The 16,293-nt window shown below is 65.5% G+C and carries 15 protein-coding genes; 5 read left to right on the top strand and 10 right to left on the bottom strand.

Features of this window, described 5'->3' with window-relative positions; all coding sequences use genetic code 11:
- The 5 genes from H7841_09280 to H7841_09300 all read right to left on the bottom strand — a co-directional run.
- A partial coding sequence (locus H7841_09280; protein ID MEO5337071.1) for a double-strand break repair protein AddB occupies positions 1–861 on the bottom strand: 861 nt, incomplete at its 3' end.
- A gap of 1 nt (position 862) precedes the next feature.
- Positions 863–1,618 (bottom strand): nucleotidyltransferase family protein, encoded by a 756-nt coding sequence (locus H7841_09285; GenBank protein ID MEO5337072.1) that lies wholly within the window; start codon positions 1,616–1,618, stop codon positions 863–865.
- Positions 1,597–2,607, bottom strand: a complete 1,011-nt coding sequence (locus H7841_09290; GenBank protein ID MEO5337073.1) for a phosphotransferase — start codon at positions 2,605–2,607, stop codon at positions 1,597–1,599. Before H7841_09290 ends, H7841_09285 begins: the two co-directional genes overlap by 22 nt.
- Positions 2,597–3,070, bottom strand: coding sequence for a tRNA (adenosine(37)-N6)-threonylcarbamoyltransferase complex ATPase subunit type 1 TsaE (gene tsaE, locus H7841_09295; GenBank protein MEO5337074.1), 474 nt, complete (start codon positions 3,068–3,070; stop codon positions 2,597–2,599). Before tsaE ends, H7841_09290 begins: the two co-directional genes overlap by 11 nt.
- A gap of 39 nt (positions 3,071–3,109) precedes the next feature.
- Positions 3,110–3,559: a rhodanese-like domain-containing protein gene (locus H7841_09300; protein MEO5337075.1), complete on the bottom strand. Its 450-nt coding sequence runs from the start codon at positions 3,557–3,559 to the stop codon at positions 3,110–3,112.
- A gap of 212 nt (positions 3,560–3,771) precedes the next feature.
- On the opposite strand from H7841_09300, the gene groES reads away from it, so the two are divergent.
- Positions 3,772–4,092 carry a co-chaperone GroES gene (gene groES, locus H7841_09305; GenBank protein ID MEO5337076.1) on the top strand — a complete coding sequence of 107 codons (321 nt, stop codon included), beginning with the start codon at positions 3,772–3,774 and terminating at the stop codon, positions 4,090–4,092.
- 33 nt (positions 4,093–4,125) lie between these two features.
- Positions 4,126–5,784, top strand: a complete 1,659-nt coding sequence (groL, locus tag H7841_09310; GenBank protein MEO5337077.1) for a chaperonin GroEL — start codon at positions 4,126–4,128, stop codon at positions 5,782–5,784.
- Positions 5,785–5,876: 92 nt separating this feature from the next.
- Here the strand turns inward: groL and H7841_09315 are convergent, their stop codons facing one another.
- Both H7841_09315 and H7841_09320 read right to left on the bottom strand, forming a co-directional pair.
- Positions 5,877–6,281, bottom strand: a complete 405-nt coding sequence (locus H7841_09315; protein ID MEO5337078.1) for a bacteriohemerythrin — start codon at positions 6,279–6,281, stop codon at positions 5,877–5,879.
- Positions 6,278–7,096 carry a protein-glutamate O-methyltransferase CheR gene (locus H7841_09320; protein ID MEO5337079.1) on the bottom strand — a complete coding sequence of 273 codons (819 nt, stop codon included), beginning with the start codon at positions 7,094–7,096 and terminating at the stop codon, positions 6,278–6,280. Before H7841_09320 ends, H7841_09315 begins: the two co-directional genes overlap by 4 nt.
- A gap of 202 nt (positions 7,097–7,298) precedes the next feature.
- Here H7841_09320 and H7841_09325 point away from each other — a divergent pair, with 202 nt between their 5' ends.
- Positions 7,299–9,419, top strand: coding sequence for a PAS-domain containing protein (locus tag H7841_09325; protein ID MEO5337080.1), 2,121 nt, complete (start codon positions 7,299–7,301; stop codon positions 9,417–9,419).
- Here H7841_09325 and H7841_09330 read toward each other — a convergent pair.
- The gene (locus H7841_09330; GenBank protein ID MEO5337081.1) at positions 9,391–9,897 is read right to left on the bottom strand and encodes a TIGR00645 family protein; all 507 of its coding nucleotides are present in this window, start codon (positions 9,895–9,897) and stop codon (positions 9,391–9,393) included. The two genes, H7841_09325 and H7841_09330, sit on opposite strands and share 29 nt — an antisense overlap.
- A gap of 158 nt (positions 9,898–10,055) precedes the next feature.
- Here H7841_09330 and H7841_09335 point away from each other — a divergent pair, with 158 nt between their 5' ends.
- Positions 10,056–11,219 (top strand): efflux RND transporter periplasmic adaptor subunit, encoded by a 1,164-nt coding sequence (locus H7841_09335; GenBank protein ID MEO5337082.1) that lies wholly within the window; start codon positions 10,056–10,058, stop codon positions 11,217–11,219.
- Positions 11,216–14,320 (top strand): efflux RND transporter permease subunit, encoded by a 3,105-nt coding sequence (locus tag H7841_09340; GenBank protein MEO5337083.1) that lies wholly within the window; start codon positions 11,216–11,218, stop codon positions 14,318–14,320. Before H7841_09335 ends, H7841_09340 begins: the two co-directional genes overlap by 4 nt.
- Here the strand turns inward: H7841_09340 and H7841_09345 are convergent.
- Together H7841_09345 and H7841_09350 are read right to left on the bottom strand one after the other, a co-directional pair.
- Positions 14,298–16,001, bottom strand: coding sequence for an ATP-binding protein (locus tag H7841_09345; GenBank protein ID MEO5337084.1), 1,704 nt, complete (start codon positions 15,999–16,001; stop codon positions 14,298–14,300). The two genes, H7841_09340 and H7841_09345, sit on opposite strands and share 23 nt — an antisense overlap.
- Positions 16,002–16,054: 53 nt before the next feature.
- Positions 16,055–16,273: a hypothetical protein gene (locus tag H7841_09350; GenBank protein MEO5337085.1), complete on the bottom strand. Its 219-nt coding sequence runs from the start codon at positions 16,271–16,273 to the stop codon at positions 16,055–16,057.
- Positions 16,274–16,293: the final 20 nt, after the last annotated feature.

Below are 16,293 nucleotides of genomic sequence, written 5' to 3' on the forward strand. Positions count from 1 at the left end.
GGGCACGCCGGGCGCCGGCCAATCGGGCACGGCGCGCCGGTCCAGGCCCAGACGCGCCAGCAGGCGGGCCATGCCGTACTGGGGGTGGGTGGGTTCCAGGGCCGCCCAACTCTCGTCGTCCATCGAACGGTCGAGGCCAGGCAGCACCACGGCACCTTGGGGCAGGTCCGCCACCACGGCCAGCAGGTCGGCGGTGGCCGGTACGGTGCCCGTGGAGCCGGCGGCAATCACCGGATGCTCCGGTGGCCGGGCGCGCCACAGGCCAGCCCTTGCCTCCAGCAGCCGGTTGCGGCGGTCGGCGGGATCGAGCGCCCCCTCGCCTTCCAGCACCGCCGGCCAGCGTTCGGTGAGGATACAGAGGAATTCCAGCACCACCCGCCAGTGTTCCGAATGCCGGTACATCTCGGGCACCAGGGCGGGCAGGCAGGCAAAGTCGAGACGCTCGGTCCGCACCTGATCCAGCAGCCGGGCCAGTTCGGCGGCCAGCAGGGCGGCCTGCTCGGGCGGGATGCCGGGCCGCTTCTCGAAGGCCATCACCAATCGGGTAAGCAAAATCTGTCGCCGCAAGGGGGAAATCGCCGGCGCCACGTCCAGACCGCCTTCGGCGTTCCAGGATTCGAGCGCCAGTTCGTCCTCGTCCAGGTCGCCCAGGGGCATCATGCGCGGCAGTAGCAGGGGCTGGCCGCCGCTGCGTCTGAGAAAGGCCTCGCGCAGCGCCCGCCCGGCGCGCCGGGTCGGCAGCAGCAGCAGCACGCCCGCCAAGTCTTCCGGCGCCGGCCCGGCGATCCGGGCGGTACCGGCCGCCAGGGCATCGACGAAAGGCGTCCCCGCCGGGATGCTGTAGACCCGCGGGGCCCCCATGTCAGGTCGACCGCCGTTCGCGGCCGGGGTAGCGGTCGCGCAGGTAGGTTTCCGCTTCGGCCAGGCCGTCCGGCGTGCCGATATGGAACCACTCGCCGTCGTGCTGCATGCCGAACAGGCGCCCGGCGGCGATGGCCCTGTCGTAGAGGAGGTTGAGGGAGAAGGGCCCTTCCGGCGCGCCCTGGAACAGGCGCGGATGGAGGATCTGCACGCCGGTATAGAGGTAAGGCGAGACCTCGCCTTCGGCCCGGCGCGCGATGCGGCCTTCGGGATCGAGCTGGAAGTCGCCGACGCCGTCGTAGCCATAGGCGTCCACGGTCGAATGGAGCATCAGCAGAGCGTCCATTCGGGCGCCATCCCAGGCTTCGGCCAGGCGGTGCAGGGCCGGCCGGTAGCCGTCCAGCCACAGCACGTCGCCGTTGGCGACGAAGAAGGGCGCCTCGCCCAGCAGCGGCAGGGCTTTCTTGACGCCGCCGCCGGTTTCCAGCAGTTCGCCGTCCTCGCGCGAAATCAGGATGCGCGGCAGAAGCCGTGACCGCAGGTGCTGGACGATCAGGTGGCCGAGGTGGTGGACGTTGACCACCGCGGTTTCGACGCCGGCGTCCTGCAGGCGGTCGAGGGCATGATCGAGCATGGAACGGTCGCCGACCTTGATCAGCGGCTTGGGCAGGCGGTCGGTGATCGGGCGCATGCGCAGCCCCTTGCCGGCCGCCAGCACCATGCCGACCTTGGGAATCACGGAATGGCGTTCGGGCATGGCGGGATGATCCGTTTATCTTTGGGCAGATGCCGGTCGAGCCATGCGGCCACCGGCGCCATGACGGGATGTTGGCATGAACGTTCCAGTAAGCGCCAGACCCTCGGGATATGGACCAGGTAGCCAGGCTTGCCGTCGCGGACGCAGAGCCGGGTGAAGATGCCGATCACCTTGGCGTGACGCTGGGCTCCCAGGATGGCGAAGGCATCGCGGAAAGCGCGGCGGTCGTGGGCCGGGAAGGCGGACAGATAACGTTCGACCATGCCATCGCGCAGCGAATCCGCGATGTCGCGCCGCGCATCCTCGACCAGGGACATCAGATCGTAGGCGCCGGCCCCCGCCACCGCGTCCTGGAAGTCGAGCAGGCCGCAGCGCGCCGTTCCCTCGCGTCCGGGCAGCCACATCAGGTTGTCGACGTGATAGTCGCGCAGCACCAGGACAGGCGGCTGGGCGCGGACGACGGGAAACAGATTTTTCCAAACCCCGGCATAGTCCCGCCGCAGGTCCTCCGGCGTCGGATGGCCCAGAACAGCGGGCATGTACCAGTCGGTGACCAGGCAGGCTTCGGCAAGCAGCCTGTCGTCGTCGTAGGGCGGCAGGCCGTCGGGCAGGACGGCGGCCCGGCGGTGAAGGTCGATGAGCACATCGGTCGCCAGTTCGTAGAGCGCCCGCTCGTCGCCGCCGTTCGCCAGCATGCGGGTGTAGGTGTCGTCGCCCAGATCCTCCAGCAGCAGGAAACCCCGGTCCACGTCCTCGGCCAGGACGGCGGGGGCGCTGAGCCCCAGGCCGGACAGGTGGCGGGCCACCCGGACGAAGGGGCGCACGTCCTCCTGGGGCGGCGGGGCATCCATCAGCACGGCCCGCCGCCCGGCCAGGAAGACCCGGTCGTACTTGCGGAAGGACGCGTCGCCGGCCAGCTTGCGCCGTTCCGCCCCGCCCCATCCGGCGGCCTGAAGGAAATCGGCGATGGCTTGCTGCCTATCGGACAAGTCCGGCCTCCTCGATGCGGGGTGCCCAGGCGGGGGGGCCGGACAGCACGGCCCGGCGGGCATCGCCCCCGGCATGGGCGAGCCCAACCGTCAGGGCGGAAGGGGGCAACAGGTGCCCCAGGCGCTCCGGCCATTCGATCAGGGATATGGCTTCGGCGAAGGCTTCCTCGATGTCCAGTTCGTAGGCGTCGTCCGGCCGCTCCAACCGGTAGAGGTCGAAATGATAAAGGGAACCGCGGCCGGTCTCGTAGGTCTGCACCAGGGTGAAGGTGGGGCTGGGGACTTCCTCGTCGTGGCCCTCGCAGGCGGCGATGAAGGCCCGGGCCAGCACCGTCTTGCCGCAACCCAGGTCGCCCGCCAGGGCGAAGACGTCGCCCGGCCGGCAGACGCCGGCCAGCCGACGCCCCAGGCGGCGGGTGGCTTCCTCGTCGGGCAGGTCGATGGCGGCAAGCGGGGCGGTCATGTCGTCCAATCTAACCGCAGCCGCGGCGCGTTTCCACCCTCAGTACTGTACCCAGGGCAGGCCTTCCACCTTCCAGCCGCCCAGAAGGCCGCGGTGCTTGGCCTCGTCGGGCTTGCCCTCGAATCCGTCGGCCACGTTATAGCAGCAGCGGTAACCCTGCGCCGTCGCCGCCACCGCCGCGTGGCGGGACCGTTGGCCGATGCGGCAGATGAACAAGATGGGCGTATCCTTGTCCGGCACCGCCTTTTCCAGTTGGACGGCAAAGTCCGGATTGGCCGCCATGCCCGGGAAAAGCTGCCACTGAACGAACTTCAGTTCCTTGCCCAGGGACGACAGGTCGGGATGCCCGACGAAATTCCATTCGGCTTCCGTCCGCACATCGACCATGACCAAGCGCGGGTCTGCCGCCAGCATCTGCCATGCGGCGAAAGGAGCGACATTCCCGGCAAAGCCTTCCTGGATCTGGATGAAGGGGCGAGCGTCGAACATGGGCCTATCTTTCGCTTTGTCGAGCATAAAATACAATATATTGCATGTTATTGGATTGTAAATAACAAAAACGGTGTATATTTCTGTGCGCCTCAACCTCACCCCCTTGACAGCGACGCCTACGCGGCCTAGATGGTTGGCACTCATGCGGGGTGAGTGCTAGCAGCCCGCCCCGTTCATTGGATTTTCAAGGGTTCGTGGAGGTCTATACCATGAAGTTCAGGCCGCTGCATGACCGCGTCGTGGTCCGTCGCGTCGAGTCGGACACCAAGACCGCGGGTGGCATCATCATTCCCGACACCGCCAAGGAAAAGCCCATGGAGGGCGAAATCCTGGCCGTCGGTTCGGGCGTGCGGGACGAAAACGGCAAACTGCAACCGCTGGACGTGAAGGCCGGCGACCGGGTGCTGTTCGGCAAGTGGTCGGGCACCGAGGTCAAACTCGATGGCGAGGAACTCCTCATCATGAAGGAGTCCGACATTCTCGGTATCGTTGAAGCCGACGCCAAGGCCGCCAAGGCCAAAAAGAAGTAATTTTCCGCCCCACACGAGAAAGGGACGAACATCATGCCTGCCAAGGAAGTACGCTTTTCCACCGATGCCCGCACGCGTTTGCTGCGTGGCGTCGATGTCCTGGCCGATGCGGTCAAGGTGACGCTGGGCCCCAAGGGCCGCAACGTCGTTATCGACAAGGCCTTCGGCGCTCCGCGCATCACCAAGGACGGCGTCACCGTCGCCAAGGAGATCGAACTGGCCGACAAGTTCGAGAACATGGGTGCCCAGATGGTCAAGGAAGTCGCTTCCAAGACCTCGGACGAGGCCGGTGACGGCACCACCACTGCGACCGTGCTGGCCCAAGCCATCGTGCACGCCGGCAACAAGGCCGTCGCCGCCGGGATGAACCCGATGGACCTCAAGCGCGGCATCGATCTGGCCGTCGAGGCCGTCGTGGCCGACGTCAAGAAGCGCTCCAAGAAGGTCTCGACCAGCGAGGAGATCGCCCAGGTCGGCACCATTTCGGCCAACGGCGAGGCGGAAATCGGCAAGCTGATCGCCCAGGCGATGGAGAAGGTCGGCAAGGAAGGCGTCATTACCGTGGAAGAGGCCAAGGGCCTGACCACCGAACTGGACGTGGTCGAAGGCATGCAGTTCGATCGCGGCTATACCTCGCCCTACTTCGTCACCAACGCCGAAAAGATGACCTGCGAGATGGAGAACGCGCTGATTCTCATCCACGAGAAGAAGCTCTCCGGCCTGCAGCCGCTGCTGCCGGTGCTCGAGGCTGTCGTCCAGTCGAACCGTCCGCTTATCATCGTCGCCGAGGATATCGAGGGCGAGGCGCTGGCGACCCTGGTGGTCAACAAGCTGCGCGGCGGCCTCAAGGTCGCGGCGGTCAAGGCCCCCGGATTCGGCGATCGCCGCAAAGCCATGCTGGAGGACATCGCGATCCTCACCGGCGGCCAGGTGATCTCGGAAGACCTGGGCATCAAGCTGGAAAGCGTGACGCTGGACATGCTGGGCCGCGCCAAGAAGGTGGTCATCACCAAGGAAGACACCACCATCGTGGAAGGGGCCGGCAAGAAGACCGACATCGTCGCCCGTTGTGGCCAGATCCGCGCCCAGATCGAGGAGACCACCTCCGACTACGACCGCGAGAAGCTGCAGGAGCGGTTGGCCAAGCTGGCCGGCGGCGTGGCGGTGATCAAGGTCGGCGGCGCCACCGAGATCGAGGTGAAGGAGCGCAAGGATCGCGTCGACGACGCCCTGCACGCTACCCGGGCCGCGGTCGAGGAAGGCGTGGTGGCCGGCGGCGGTGCCGCGCTGCTCTACGCCACCCGTGCCCTCGATAAGGTCAAGGTCGCCAACGAAGACCAGAAGGTCGGCGTCGAGATCGTGCGCCGCGCCCTCCAGGCCCCGGTGCGCCAGATCGCCGAGAACGCCGGTACCGACGGTGCCGTCGTGGCCGGCAAGCTGCTGGAAGCCAAGGACACCAACTACGGCTTCGACGCGCAGTCGATGCAGTACGGCGACATGATGAAGGCCGGCATCATCGATCCGACCAAAGTCGTGCGTACCGCCCTGCAGGATGCCGCCTCGGTGGCCGGCCTGCTCGTCACCACCGAAGCCATGATCGCCGAAAAGCCCGAGCGGAAGGATGCCATGGGCGGCGCCGGCGGCATGGGCGGCATGGGCGGAATGGGCGGAATGGGCGACATGGGCATGTAAGCCCGTTCCTGCCGAACGATGGATCGGGGCCGCGTCGGGCAACCGCCGCGGCCCTTCCTTTTTTGCCGCTTCTTGTGGCGAGGTGTGCCGGACTATCCCCCAGGCCGGAAGACCTTCTTGAAGGCCATGTCGTCTTCCATGATATGGAAGTGCAGCCAGTTCTTCAGGAAGGCCAGGAGTTCGAGGCAGAGGCCCGCTTGCTCCCCACGCCGGAAGCGTTCGTAGAATGCGACGACGTCCAGCCGCAGCGCCCGATGGGCGCAGACATGGGCGGCCAGACCGCCATAGCCGGCATCGCGCATCAGCCCTTCCTCGCGGACGAAATGGCGGTCCGTATAGGCAAGAAGAACGGAGAAGACCCTTTCCGGGTCGTGCGACGCCGATCCTCGCGCATAGGCTTCGTGGAACTGGTCGATCAGGTCGAACAGCATCTTGTGGTCATCGTCCACTTCGGGAATGCCGATGCGGAATTTCTCCTGCCAGACGACGTAACTCATGGCCGGCCGTTGACTTGGTAGACGCCCCGCTCGCCGCTCAGGGCCTTGAAGCGTTCGGTGATGCCCAGCACGGTCTCCGCACCGCCAAGGAACAGGTGGGCGTCGTCGGCCATCTGGCGGCTCATGCGGTTCAGGATATCGGTCTTGGTCGGGATGTCGAAGTAGATCAGAACGTTGCGGCAAAACACCACGTCGAACCGTCCCAGCGATGCGAAAGGCATCAGCAGGTTGAAAGACCGGAAGTCCACCATCGAGCGGACCTCGGGGCTGATCTCCCACATCTCGTCCTGCTTCTTGAAATACTTGACGAGAAGCTGGATGGGTAAGCCGCGCTGCACCTCGAACTGCGAATAGCGGCCCATGCGGGCGCGCGCCAGGGACTCGGTGGAAATGTCGGTTGCGACGATTTCCAGCTTCCAATCGGGAAGGCGCTTCAACTCCTCCCTGAGGATCATCGCCAGCGTGTAGGGCTCCTGGCCGGTGGAGGCGGCGGCACACCAGACCCGGAGACTACGGGTCTGGCTCCGGGAATCCGCCAAGGCGGGAATCAGGGTCTGGCGGAAAAAATCGAAGGGCTTGCCGTCGCGAAAGAAAAAGGTCTCGTTGGTGGTCATGGCGTCGGTGATTTCGTGCGCCAACGCCTCGTCGCGCCCGTCGCGCAGGCGGTCGATCAGGTAGTCCGTCGTGGCATGACCGTATTTCTTGGCGATGGGCGCCAGGCGGCTCTCGATCAGGTAGGCCTTGTCCACCGAAAGGACGAGCCCGGAGCGGTCCTTCAGAAGCTTGGTGACGAATTCGAACTTCTGCTGGTCCATGGCCCGTCCCTTCCTCTCGGGGGCAAAGTCGGCCCTCGCCGTTTCCGAGTCAAGACGGATGTCGCCCGATCTCTCTCGGCCCTCGAAACGCTGGGAATGCGTCGCGACCTGAGGTAAGGTGACCGCAAACAGGGGGCGTCCGACCGCCTCGAAAGGGCATCTCGCCAGTCCATCTCGCACAAGCAATGGCGGCATCCGCACGATGATGTCGAATGACGGGGATGAGAACCAGCGAACGCTGAGGTCGTTCGACCACCTGCGGGTCGGGCTGGCTTTGTTCGACCCTTCCGACACCCTTGTCTACTGCAACGAACACTTTCGCTTCATCTATCGTTCGCTTCAGGAATTGGACGATGTCGTCGGCCTGAAGTTCGAGGATATTCTCAAGATTCTCGTGGCCAACGGCGAGATCGCCGGTTCGCTGGTCGTCGAGGCGCCCCATCGCTGGATCAAGGATCGCCTCAAGACCCATCGCGCCAAGGTGGGCGTCACCACCGAGCGCCTGACCGATGGCCGCTGGATCGACATCAAGGAACGCTTGCTGCCCGACGGCGGCGTGATCGGCTACTGGGCCGACGCCACCGAGCGCGTGCGCTATCAACTGCGCCTGGAAAGCGCCATGGACTGCATGGCCGACGGATTCGCCGCCTGGAACCAAGCCGGCCAGCTCGACATGTTCAATGCCAAGTTCGCCGAACGCTTTTCCAGCAAGAATGGCCCGCCACGACACGGCCAGCCTTATGCCGACGTCGTGACGGGGCTCGCCCATTCCGGATTCCTGAAACTGAACGAGGCGCCCGAGGAGTGGATCCGGCGGCGCCTGGACGAATGCCGCATGCCCGCGGCCCAGGGATTCCTGGAATACGAGGACGACCGCTACTTCATCGTCAACCAGAAGCGCACCCTGGAAGGCAGCATCGTCACCACGCTCACCGACGTCACCGAACTGAAGGAACAGCAGCGCGAACTGATCTATCGCGGGCAGTCCCTGCAGCGCGCCAACGCCGAACTGGAAATGGCCAAGGCGATCCTGGAGCAGCAAGGCCAGGAACTAGTCGCCATGGCCGAGGACATCGACTTGGCCCGCCAGGAGTTGGCCCGCCAGAAGCGGGACCTGGAGATCCTGGAAAGCCGGGAGCACGCCATCCTGGAGAACATCCCCGACGCCATGGTGGTCCTGGATGGGGAAGGTCGCGTCGAGGCATTCAACCCCAAGGCGGAAGACGTGTTCGGCTACGCCAAGGATGAGATCCTGGGCGGGCCCGTCGAACGCTGGCTGCGCCACGAACTGGGGGGCACGTTCGTCGAGCGGCTGGGTAGCGCCGTTTGCCGCGATACTCCCTGCGAGATGATGGCGCTGCATCGGGACGCCACCACCACCGCGGTCGAGGTCGCGGCTTCGGCATCCGAGGTGGCCGGGCGTCGATTCCTGGTTCTCACCGTACGCGACATCAGCCATCGCAAGGCGGCCGAGGAAACGCTGCGAAGATCCCATGACATGCTGGACGAACGGGTGCGCGAACGCACCGCGGCCCTGGTGCAGGAGATCGCCCACCACAAGCGAACCCTCGACAACTTCCGCCGAGCCAAGGAGGAAGCGGAGCTCGCCAACCGTACCAAGACCGAGTTCCTGGCCAACATGAGCCACGAATTGCGCACGCCGCTCAATGCCATCATCGGCTTTTCCGACGTCATTCTGCACGCCACCTTCGGCAGGCTGGAAAACCCGCGCTACGAGGAATACCTGGGCAACATCCAGGAAAGCGGCCAGCACCTGCTGGCGCTTATCAACGACATTCTCGACGTTTCCACCATCGAGGCCGGAAAGCTGGAGCTGCATCCGGAAGCCGTCGACCCGGAAAAGCTGGTCGAGGAGACCCTGCGCCTCGTTCGGCCGCGTGCCGAGAAAGGACAGGTCGTCCTGGCATCTCACGTCGCCTCGGGCATGCGGCCGTTTCCGGCGGACCGGCGGCGGCTGAAGCAGATCCTAGTCAATCTTCTGACCAACGCCGTGAAGTTCACGCCGGCCGGGGGGCAAGTCTCCCTGGATGTGGGACGGGACGGCATCGGCCGCGTGCAAATCACGGTGGTCGATACCGGCATCGGCATGGACGACACCGGGATCGCCAAAGCCCTGACACCTTTCGGACAGGTGGCCTCGGCGCTGACCCGCTCCCACGAAGGCACGGGACTGGGCCTGCCGCTCACCAAGGGCTTGGTGGAGGCCCACGGCGGAACCATGGAGATTGCGAGCGTCCCCGGCGGCGGCACCACCGTTACGGTTCGCCTCCCGGTCAGCGATGCTGCGGCGGCCCCTCGATGATGCGGTCCATCAGGGCCAGCAGCACGCCCGAAACCACGAACACCATGTGGATGCCGACCATCCAGGCGAGGCTTTCCTTCGACATCGCCTCGACGTTCATGAAGGCCTTCAGCAAGTGGATGCCCGAGATGGCGACGATGGAGGCGATCAACTTGAGCTTCAGCCCACTGAAATCCACCTTGCCCATCCACTCGGGCCGGTCTTCGTGGCCGCCGGTATCGATCTTGGACACGAAGTTCTCGTAGCCGGCGAAAATCACCATCAAGAGCAGGTTTCCGGCCAGCGACAGGTCGATCAGCGACAGGACCGCCAGGATCATCTGGTTTTCGGTCAGGGCCAGGGTCTGCGGGACGATATGGATCAGTTCCTGCAGGAACTTGACGGTCAACAGGCCCAGGCAGATCGTCAGGCCCAGATAGAAGGGTGCCATCAGCCACCGGCTGGCGAAAATGGTTTGTTCCAGCTTGCGTTCGATCACGGGACCGTCCTCCAAGGTGCGACGGGACGATTGCGCAGCGCCGGTCATATGTCAATCGTGGCTTTTCCCCATGGATCACGCGACGTTCATCCCAGGTTAAGGTATGATGTGGCATCCCTTGGGACGGATATTGGGCCGATGAAGGGCGGGAGCCTGCGTTGAAACGTCTTCGTTATTTGACCGTCCTGCTAGTCGTCGCCGCGGCCGGCGGTGGCCTTTGGTGGCAGTTCGGCAAGGGCAAGGACGAAGCCGCCAAGCCCGCCGGACCGCCCGTGGTGCCGATCTTCGCCGTCCAGGCCGAACGCCAGGTGGTGCCGCTCCGGGTGAGATCGGTGGGGACGGTGAAGGCCTCCGCCGTGGTGGCGGTCAAGTCGCGGGTCGACGGCGAGATCGTCCAGGTGGCCTTCACCGAAGGCCAGGACGTCAAGGCCGGCGACCTCCTGTTCACCCTCGACGCCCGCACGCTGCAGGCTCAGTTGCGCCAGGCCGAAGCCAATCTGGCGCGCAACCGCGCCCAGTTGTCGACCGCTCGCCACGACGTGGAACGATACGCCGAACTGGCCAAGAAGGACCACGTCTCGCGCCAGCAGTTCGAAAAGGCCCAGGCCACGCTGGGCACCCTGGAGGCCTCCATCCGTGCCGACGACGCGGCAGTGGAAGTGACCCGCGTGCAACTCGGCTACACCGCCATCCGCTCGCCCATCGACGGCCGGGTCGGCGCCCTCCTGGTGGACAAGGGCAATTTGGTCAAGGCCAACGATACCGGTGCGCTGGTGGTGATCCACCGGCTGCAACCGGTTGACGTTTCCTTCTCGGTCCCGGAACGCCACTTGGCCGACGTCCGCGCCCGCATGGCGGGTTCCCGGGGCGCCACGGTCACGGTAACCACTGCCGACGCAGAAGACAGGGCCGTCCCAGGGGAGGTTACGTTCGTCGACAACACGGTGGACGTCAACACGGCCACCATCGGGCTCAAGGCCACCTTCGCCAACGAGGACCGCATCCTCTGGCCTGGCCAGTTCGTCCGGGTCGCCCTGCAATTGGGCGGGGACGAACCGGTGCTCGCCGTGCCTGCCGAAGCGGTGCAGGAAAGTCAGAAGGGTACCGTGGCCTACTTGGTCAAGGCGGACCAGACAGTTGAAGTCCGCCCGGTCAAGGTGCTGCGGGTGAACGATGGCAAGGCGGTGATCGGTGCCGGACTGGAGGCCGGAGACACGGTGGTCACCGAAGGTCATATCCGTCTGGCGCCGGGCACCAAGGTGGCGATCCGCGAAAAGGGCAAGCCGGCCGGCGCGGCCCCGGGCAACGGCAAGCCGGGATGAATCTCCCCGAACTCTCCATCCGCCGGCCGGTGATGACGACGCTGCTGATGGCGGCGATTCTCATATACGGCGCCATGGCCTATAAGGCCCTGCCGGTGGCGGAATTGCCCTCGGTCGACTTCCCGACCATCAACGTTTCGGCCAAGCTGCCGGGCGCCAGCCCGGAGACCATGGCGGCTTCGGTGGCGACCCCCCTGGAAAAGCAGTTTTCCCTGATTTCCGGGCTGGACAGCATGACTTCGACCTCGGCTCTGGGAGCGACCAGCGTCACGCTTCAGTTCAAGCTGGACCGCGACATCGATGCGGCCGCCCAGGACGTGCAGGCCGCCATTTCCGCCTCGCTGCGCAGCCTGCCCAAGGAGATGCCTTCGCCGCCCTACTACAGCAAGTCCAACCCGGCCGACATGCCGATCTTCTACCTGTCGATGAAGTCCGAGGTGTTGCCGCTGTCCCAGGTGGACGAGTTCGCCCAGACCATCGTCGCCCAGCGCATGTCGACCCTGAAGGGCGTCGCCCAGGTGGAAGTCTACGGCAGCCAGAAATACGCGGTGCGCATCCAGGTGGAACCGGAAGCCCTGGCATCTCGCGGCATCGCCATCGACGAAGTGGCCAAGGCCGTTTCGCAGGGCAATTCCAACATCGCCAAGGGGTCTCTGGACGGCCCCCGCCAAGCCTACATCGTACAGTCCGACGGCCAGTTGCTGGACGCCGCGGGCTTTCGCCGGATCGTGGTCGCCTACCGCAACGGCGCACCGGTGCGCCTCGAGGAACTGGGCCGGGTGACCGACAGCGTCGCCAACGACAAGATCGCCAGTTGGCATCGCGAGACCCGCGCCATCGTGCTGGCCGTCAAGCGCCAGCCCAACACCAACACGGTGGCCATCGTCGACGACATCCGCGCCATGTTGCCCCAGTTGCAGGCCCAGATGCCGGCGGCCATGGAGATGGAGGTGCTGTACGACCGCTCGGTTTCCATCCGGCATTCGGTCCGCGACGTGCAGTTCACCCTGATCCTCGCCACGGTGCTGGTGGTGGCGGTGATTTTTCTGTTTCTGCGCTCGATCCCGGCCACGGTGATCCCCAGCCTGGCGATGCCCCTATCGGTGGTCGGCACCTTCGCCGCCATGTATTACCTGGGCTATACGCTGAACAACCTGACCCTGATGGCGCTGACGCTGGCCGTGGGATTCGTCATCGACGACGCCATCGTCATGCTGGAAAACATCCACCGCCACATCGAACAGGGCATGGCGCCCCGCGAAGCCGCCCTCAAGGGATCGGCCGAGATCGGCTTCACCATCCTGTCGATGACCGTCTCGCTGGCCGCCGTCTTCATTCCGGTACTGTTCATGCCGGGCGTGATCGGCCGCCTGATGCACGAATTCGCGGTGACCATCTGCGTGGCCGTGCTGCTGTCGGGCTTCGTCTCGCTGACGCTCACCCCCATGCTCTGCGCGCGCTTCCTCAAGCCGGTGACCGAGGAGAGGCACGGTTCCGTCTACAACCTTCTGCAGCGATTCTTCGATGGCTGGCTCAGGCTCTACGAAGTCTCCCTGGTGGCGGCGATGCGCCACCGCTTCCTCACCCTTCTGGTGGCGCTCGGCACTCTGGTCCTGTCGGGCTGGATGTACGCCTCGGCCCCGAAGGGCTTCCTGCCCAACGACGACACGGGCCTGATCTTCGGTTTCACCGAGACCAACCCGGACACCTCGTTCGAGGCCATGATGGAGCGCCAGAAGCGGGTGGCCGCGGTCATCAACCAGCATCCGGACGTCCACGGTTTCATGTCGGCGGTGGGGGCGGGCGGCCCCAACGCGACTGGCAACACCGGGCGCGTCTTCCTGCAGCTCAAGCCCAAGCCGGAACGGCAGAAGAGCCCCGAGCAGATCATCGAGGAACTGAAGCCCAAACTGGGGCAGATCCCCGGCATTCGGGTCTTCCTGCAGAACCCGCCGCTGATCCGCTTGGGCGGGCGCCTGACCAAGAGCCAGTATCAATACACCCTGCAGGCCAGCGACCTGGAGGAGTTGTTCGATTGGTCGGACCGCCTGCTGGTCCGGTTGCGCAAGATTCCCGAACTGACCGACGTCACCACCGACTTGCAGATTTCCAGCCTCCAGGCTCGCGTGCTGATCGACCGCGACCGCGCTTCGGCCGCCGGCATTTCCGTGCAGCAGATCGAGGAGGCCCTATCCTATGCCTACAGCACCCGCCAGATCAGCACCATCTTCACCCCGACCAACGACTACGAGGTGGTCATGGGGGTGGTGCCGCGCGACCAATCCGGTCCCGACGCCCTGGCGCTGCTGCACCTGCGCGGCACGGGCGGCAAACTGGTGCCGCTGGACGCCCTGGTGAAGGTGACCCGGACGACGGGGCCGTTGACCATCCAACACCAGGCACAGATGCCGGCCGTCACCCTGTCGTTCAACTTGAAGGAAGGCGTGGCGCTCAGCCAGGCCATCGACCGGATCAAGACCGCGGAAGCCGAGATGAACGTGCCCGGCACCATCATCACCAGCTTCCAGGGCACCGCGCAGGTTTTCCAGGAATCCAACCGGGGACTGCCGCTTTTGCTGCTGATGGCGGTGGTGGTGATCTATATCGTGCTGGGTGTGCTATACGAAAGTTTCATCCACCCGGTGACCATCCTGTCGGGCCTGCCGTCCGCCGCCATCGGCGCCCTGCTGGCCTTGAGCTACTTCAAGATGGAACTGTCGGTGACCGCCTTCGTCGGCATGATCATGCTGATCGGCATCGTCAAGAAGAACGCCATCATGATGGTCGACTTCGCCATCGAGGCCCGGCGTAAGGAAGGCAAGGACGCCGAGACCGCGATCCTGGAAGCCTGCCTGCGCCGTTTCCGCCCCATCATGATGACCACCATGGCGGCCCTGATGGGCACCCTGCCCATCGCCATGAAGTTCGGGGCGGGCGCCGAATCCCGACAGCCCCTGGGCATCGCGGTGGTGGGCGGACTGGTACTGTCCCAGTTCCTCACCCTTTACATCACGCCGGTGATCTACCTTTACCTGGACCGCTTGGCCGACCGCAGCCGGCGGCCCGTCCCGGCCGCGGTCACTCCGGCGCCGGCAGAGTGAAGAAGAACGTGCTCCCCTGGCCCTCGGCGGACTCGACCCAGATCCGACCGCCGTACCATTCGACGATCTTCTTGCAGAGCGCCAGGCCGATACCGGTGCCCTCGTAGGACTCCTGGGCGTGCAGCCGCTGGAAGATGCGAAAGATGCGATCATGGTAATCGGGATCGATGCCGATGCCGTTATCGGCCACCGAGAAGACCCACTCGCCTCCCTCCCGCACCGCCGATACATGGACGGCGGGCGGCTCGTCCGTCCGGCGGAAGATCAGGGCGTTGCGCAGGAGTTGCATGAGCAGCGTGCCCAACAGGGCCGCGTCGGCGACCACGGCCGGCAGGGAGTCGTGGGTGATCCGGGCCTGACTGGCCTCGATAGCCGGGGCCAGGGCGTCCAGGGCGTCGCGTAGCAGGCGGGCGACTTCGATCCGCTCCGCCGGCCGTTCGTGGACGCCGATTTCGCTGAACTCCTGCAGGTCACGGATCAGGCGATGCAGCCGGCGGCTGCCTTCGATGGCGATGTCGACGGCATCGCGGGCCTCGCCTTCCAGATGGGAGCCATGGCGCCTTTCCAGCAGACCCAGGTAGTTGGTGATGTTGCGCAAGGGTTCCTGCAGGTCGTGGGCGGCCACGTGGGATAGCTGGCGCAGTTCCGCGTTGGAGCGTTCCAAGGCCTCGGCGTGGCGGGTCAGTTCGGCCTGTTGATTCTCCAGCAGGGCCTGGGAACGCAAGCGCTCGTCCCGCCGACGGTCCAGAACGAAGGCGAGGGCGAAGGCAACGGCGGCCAGCAGGGCATTGACCAGGGCCGTGATCGCAGCGCTGCGCCGCCAAGCGGCCATGAAGCCGTCCAGCGGCACGCCGACGCCCACCACCAGGGGGTAGTGGGCCAGGGACCGGTAGGCGACGATCTGATCCAGCCCGTCGAAAGGCGACAACGCCCGGTAGGTTCCCGAGTCTGCCTTGGCGAGGGAAATCAACATGGGCGAATTCACCATCTTCACCCCCAGGAACTTGTCCGGATCGGGCTCGCGGGCGTAGACCGTGCCATCGCGGTGCATCAACAGGCCGCGGGCACTGCCGCCGGCGGTGATCGACGCGACCGCTTCGAGGAAGAACCGCGGGTTCAAGGTGGCGACCACCACGCCTTTGAAGTCCCCGCCGTCGTCGACGATCGGCCGGGCGGCGAAGATCACCTTGGTGCCCAGGGCGCGGCTGGTCAGGGGCTCGCTGAGATAGAGGGACGGATCGTCCTTGCTGGCCCGGCTTTCCAGGAAATAGGCGCGGTCGGCGACATGAATGTTCGTCGATCCCGAGGCGGTCGCGTAACGGGATATCCCTTCCTGCCCGACCACGAAGACGGTCTTGGCTTCCGGATAGGCGGCGGCGCGCGCCGTCAAGTAGGCCGTGAAGGTGACCTCGTCGGGTAACGGCTGCGCAGCGACTTCCTTGGCGATATCCTGAAGCAGCAGGTCGATGCTGCGCAAGGAGCCGCCCACCCGCTCCTCCGCGGCGCGGACCAGGGCGGAGGCCAAGCGTTCGGCCGCCGCCATCTGGTCGTCGTGGTGGCTCCAGGTCTGCCAGCCGGACAACACCATCACCGTCGCCGCTACCAGAGCGGCGGCCAGCCGGACTTCCCTCGACACCCGTTTGGCCAGTTCGACTCTCAGAACCCCACCTTCCTCCCCCATGGACGCCTATTGTAGAGCCCAGGGAAACTCTTTCCAGTTCAAAATTGCATACACTATTGCACCCTAAGGTTATTCCGCTGGCTGCGGAAGGAGCGAACCTCGTCGCGCAGGCGCAGGCGTTCGGCCCGCGCCTGCGGACTGTCGATGGCGGCTGGCCGTTGCAGGGTGGCAACGCCGGGCAGCCGGACCTGGGCGATGCCCGGGCGGTCGGCGGCGAGGGCCACGCCTGCCAGGGTCGTCGCGACGATGAAGGCCAGAGCCTTTGGGATCATGACGGAGCCGTCTCCGATGC

Source organism: Magnetospirillum sp. WYHS-4 (genome assembly GCA_039908345.1).
In the GTDB taxonomy this organism is placed as follows: domain Bacteria; phylum Pseudomonadota; class Alphaproteobacteria; order Rhodospirillales; family GLO-3; genus JAMOBD01.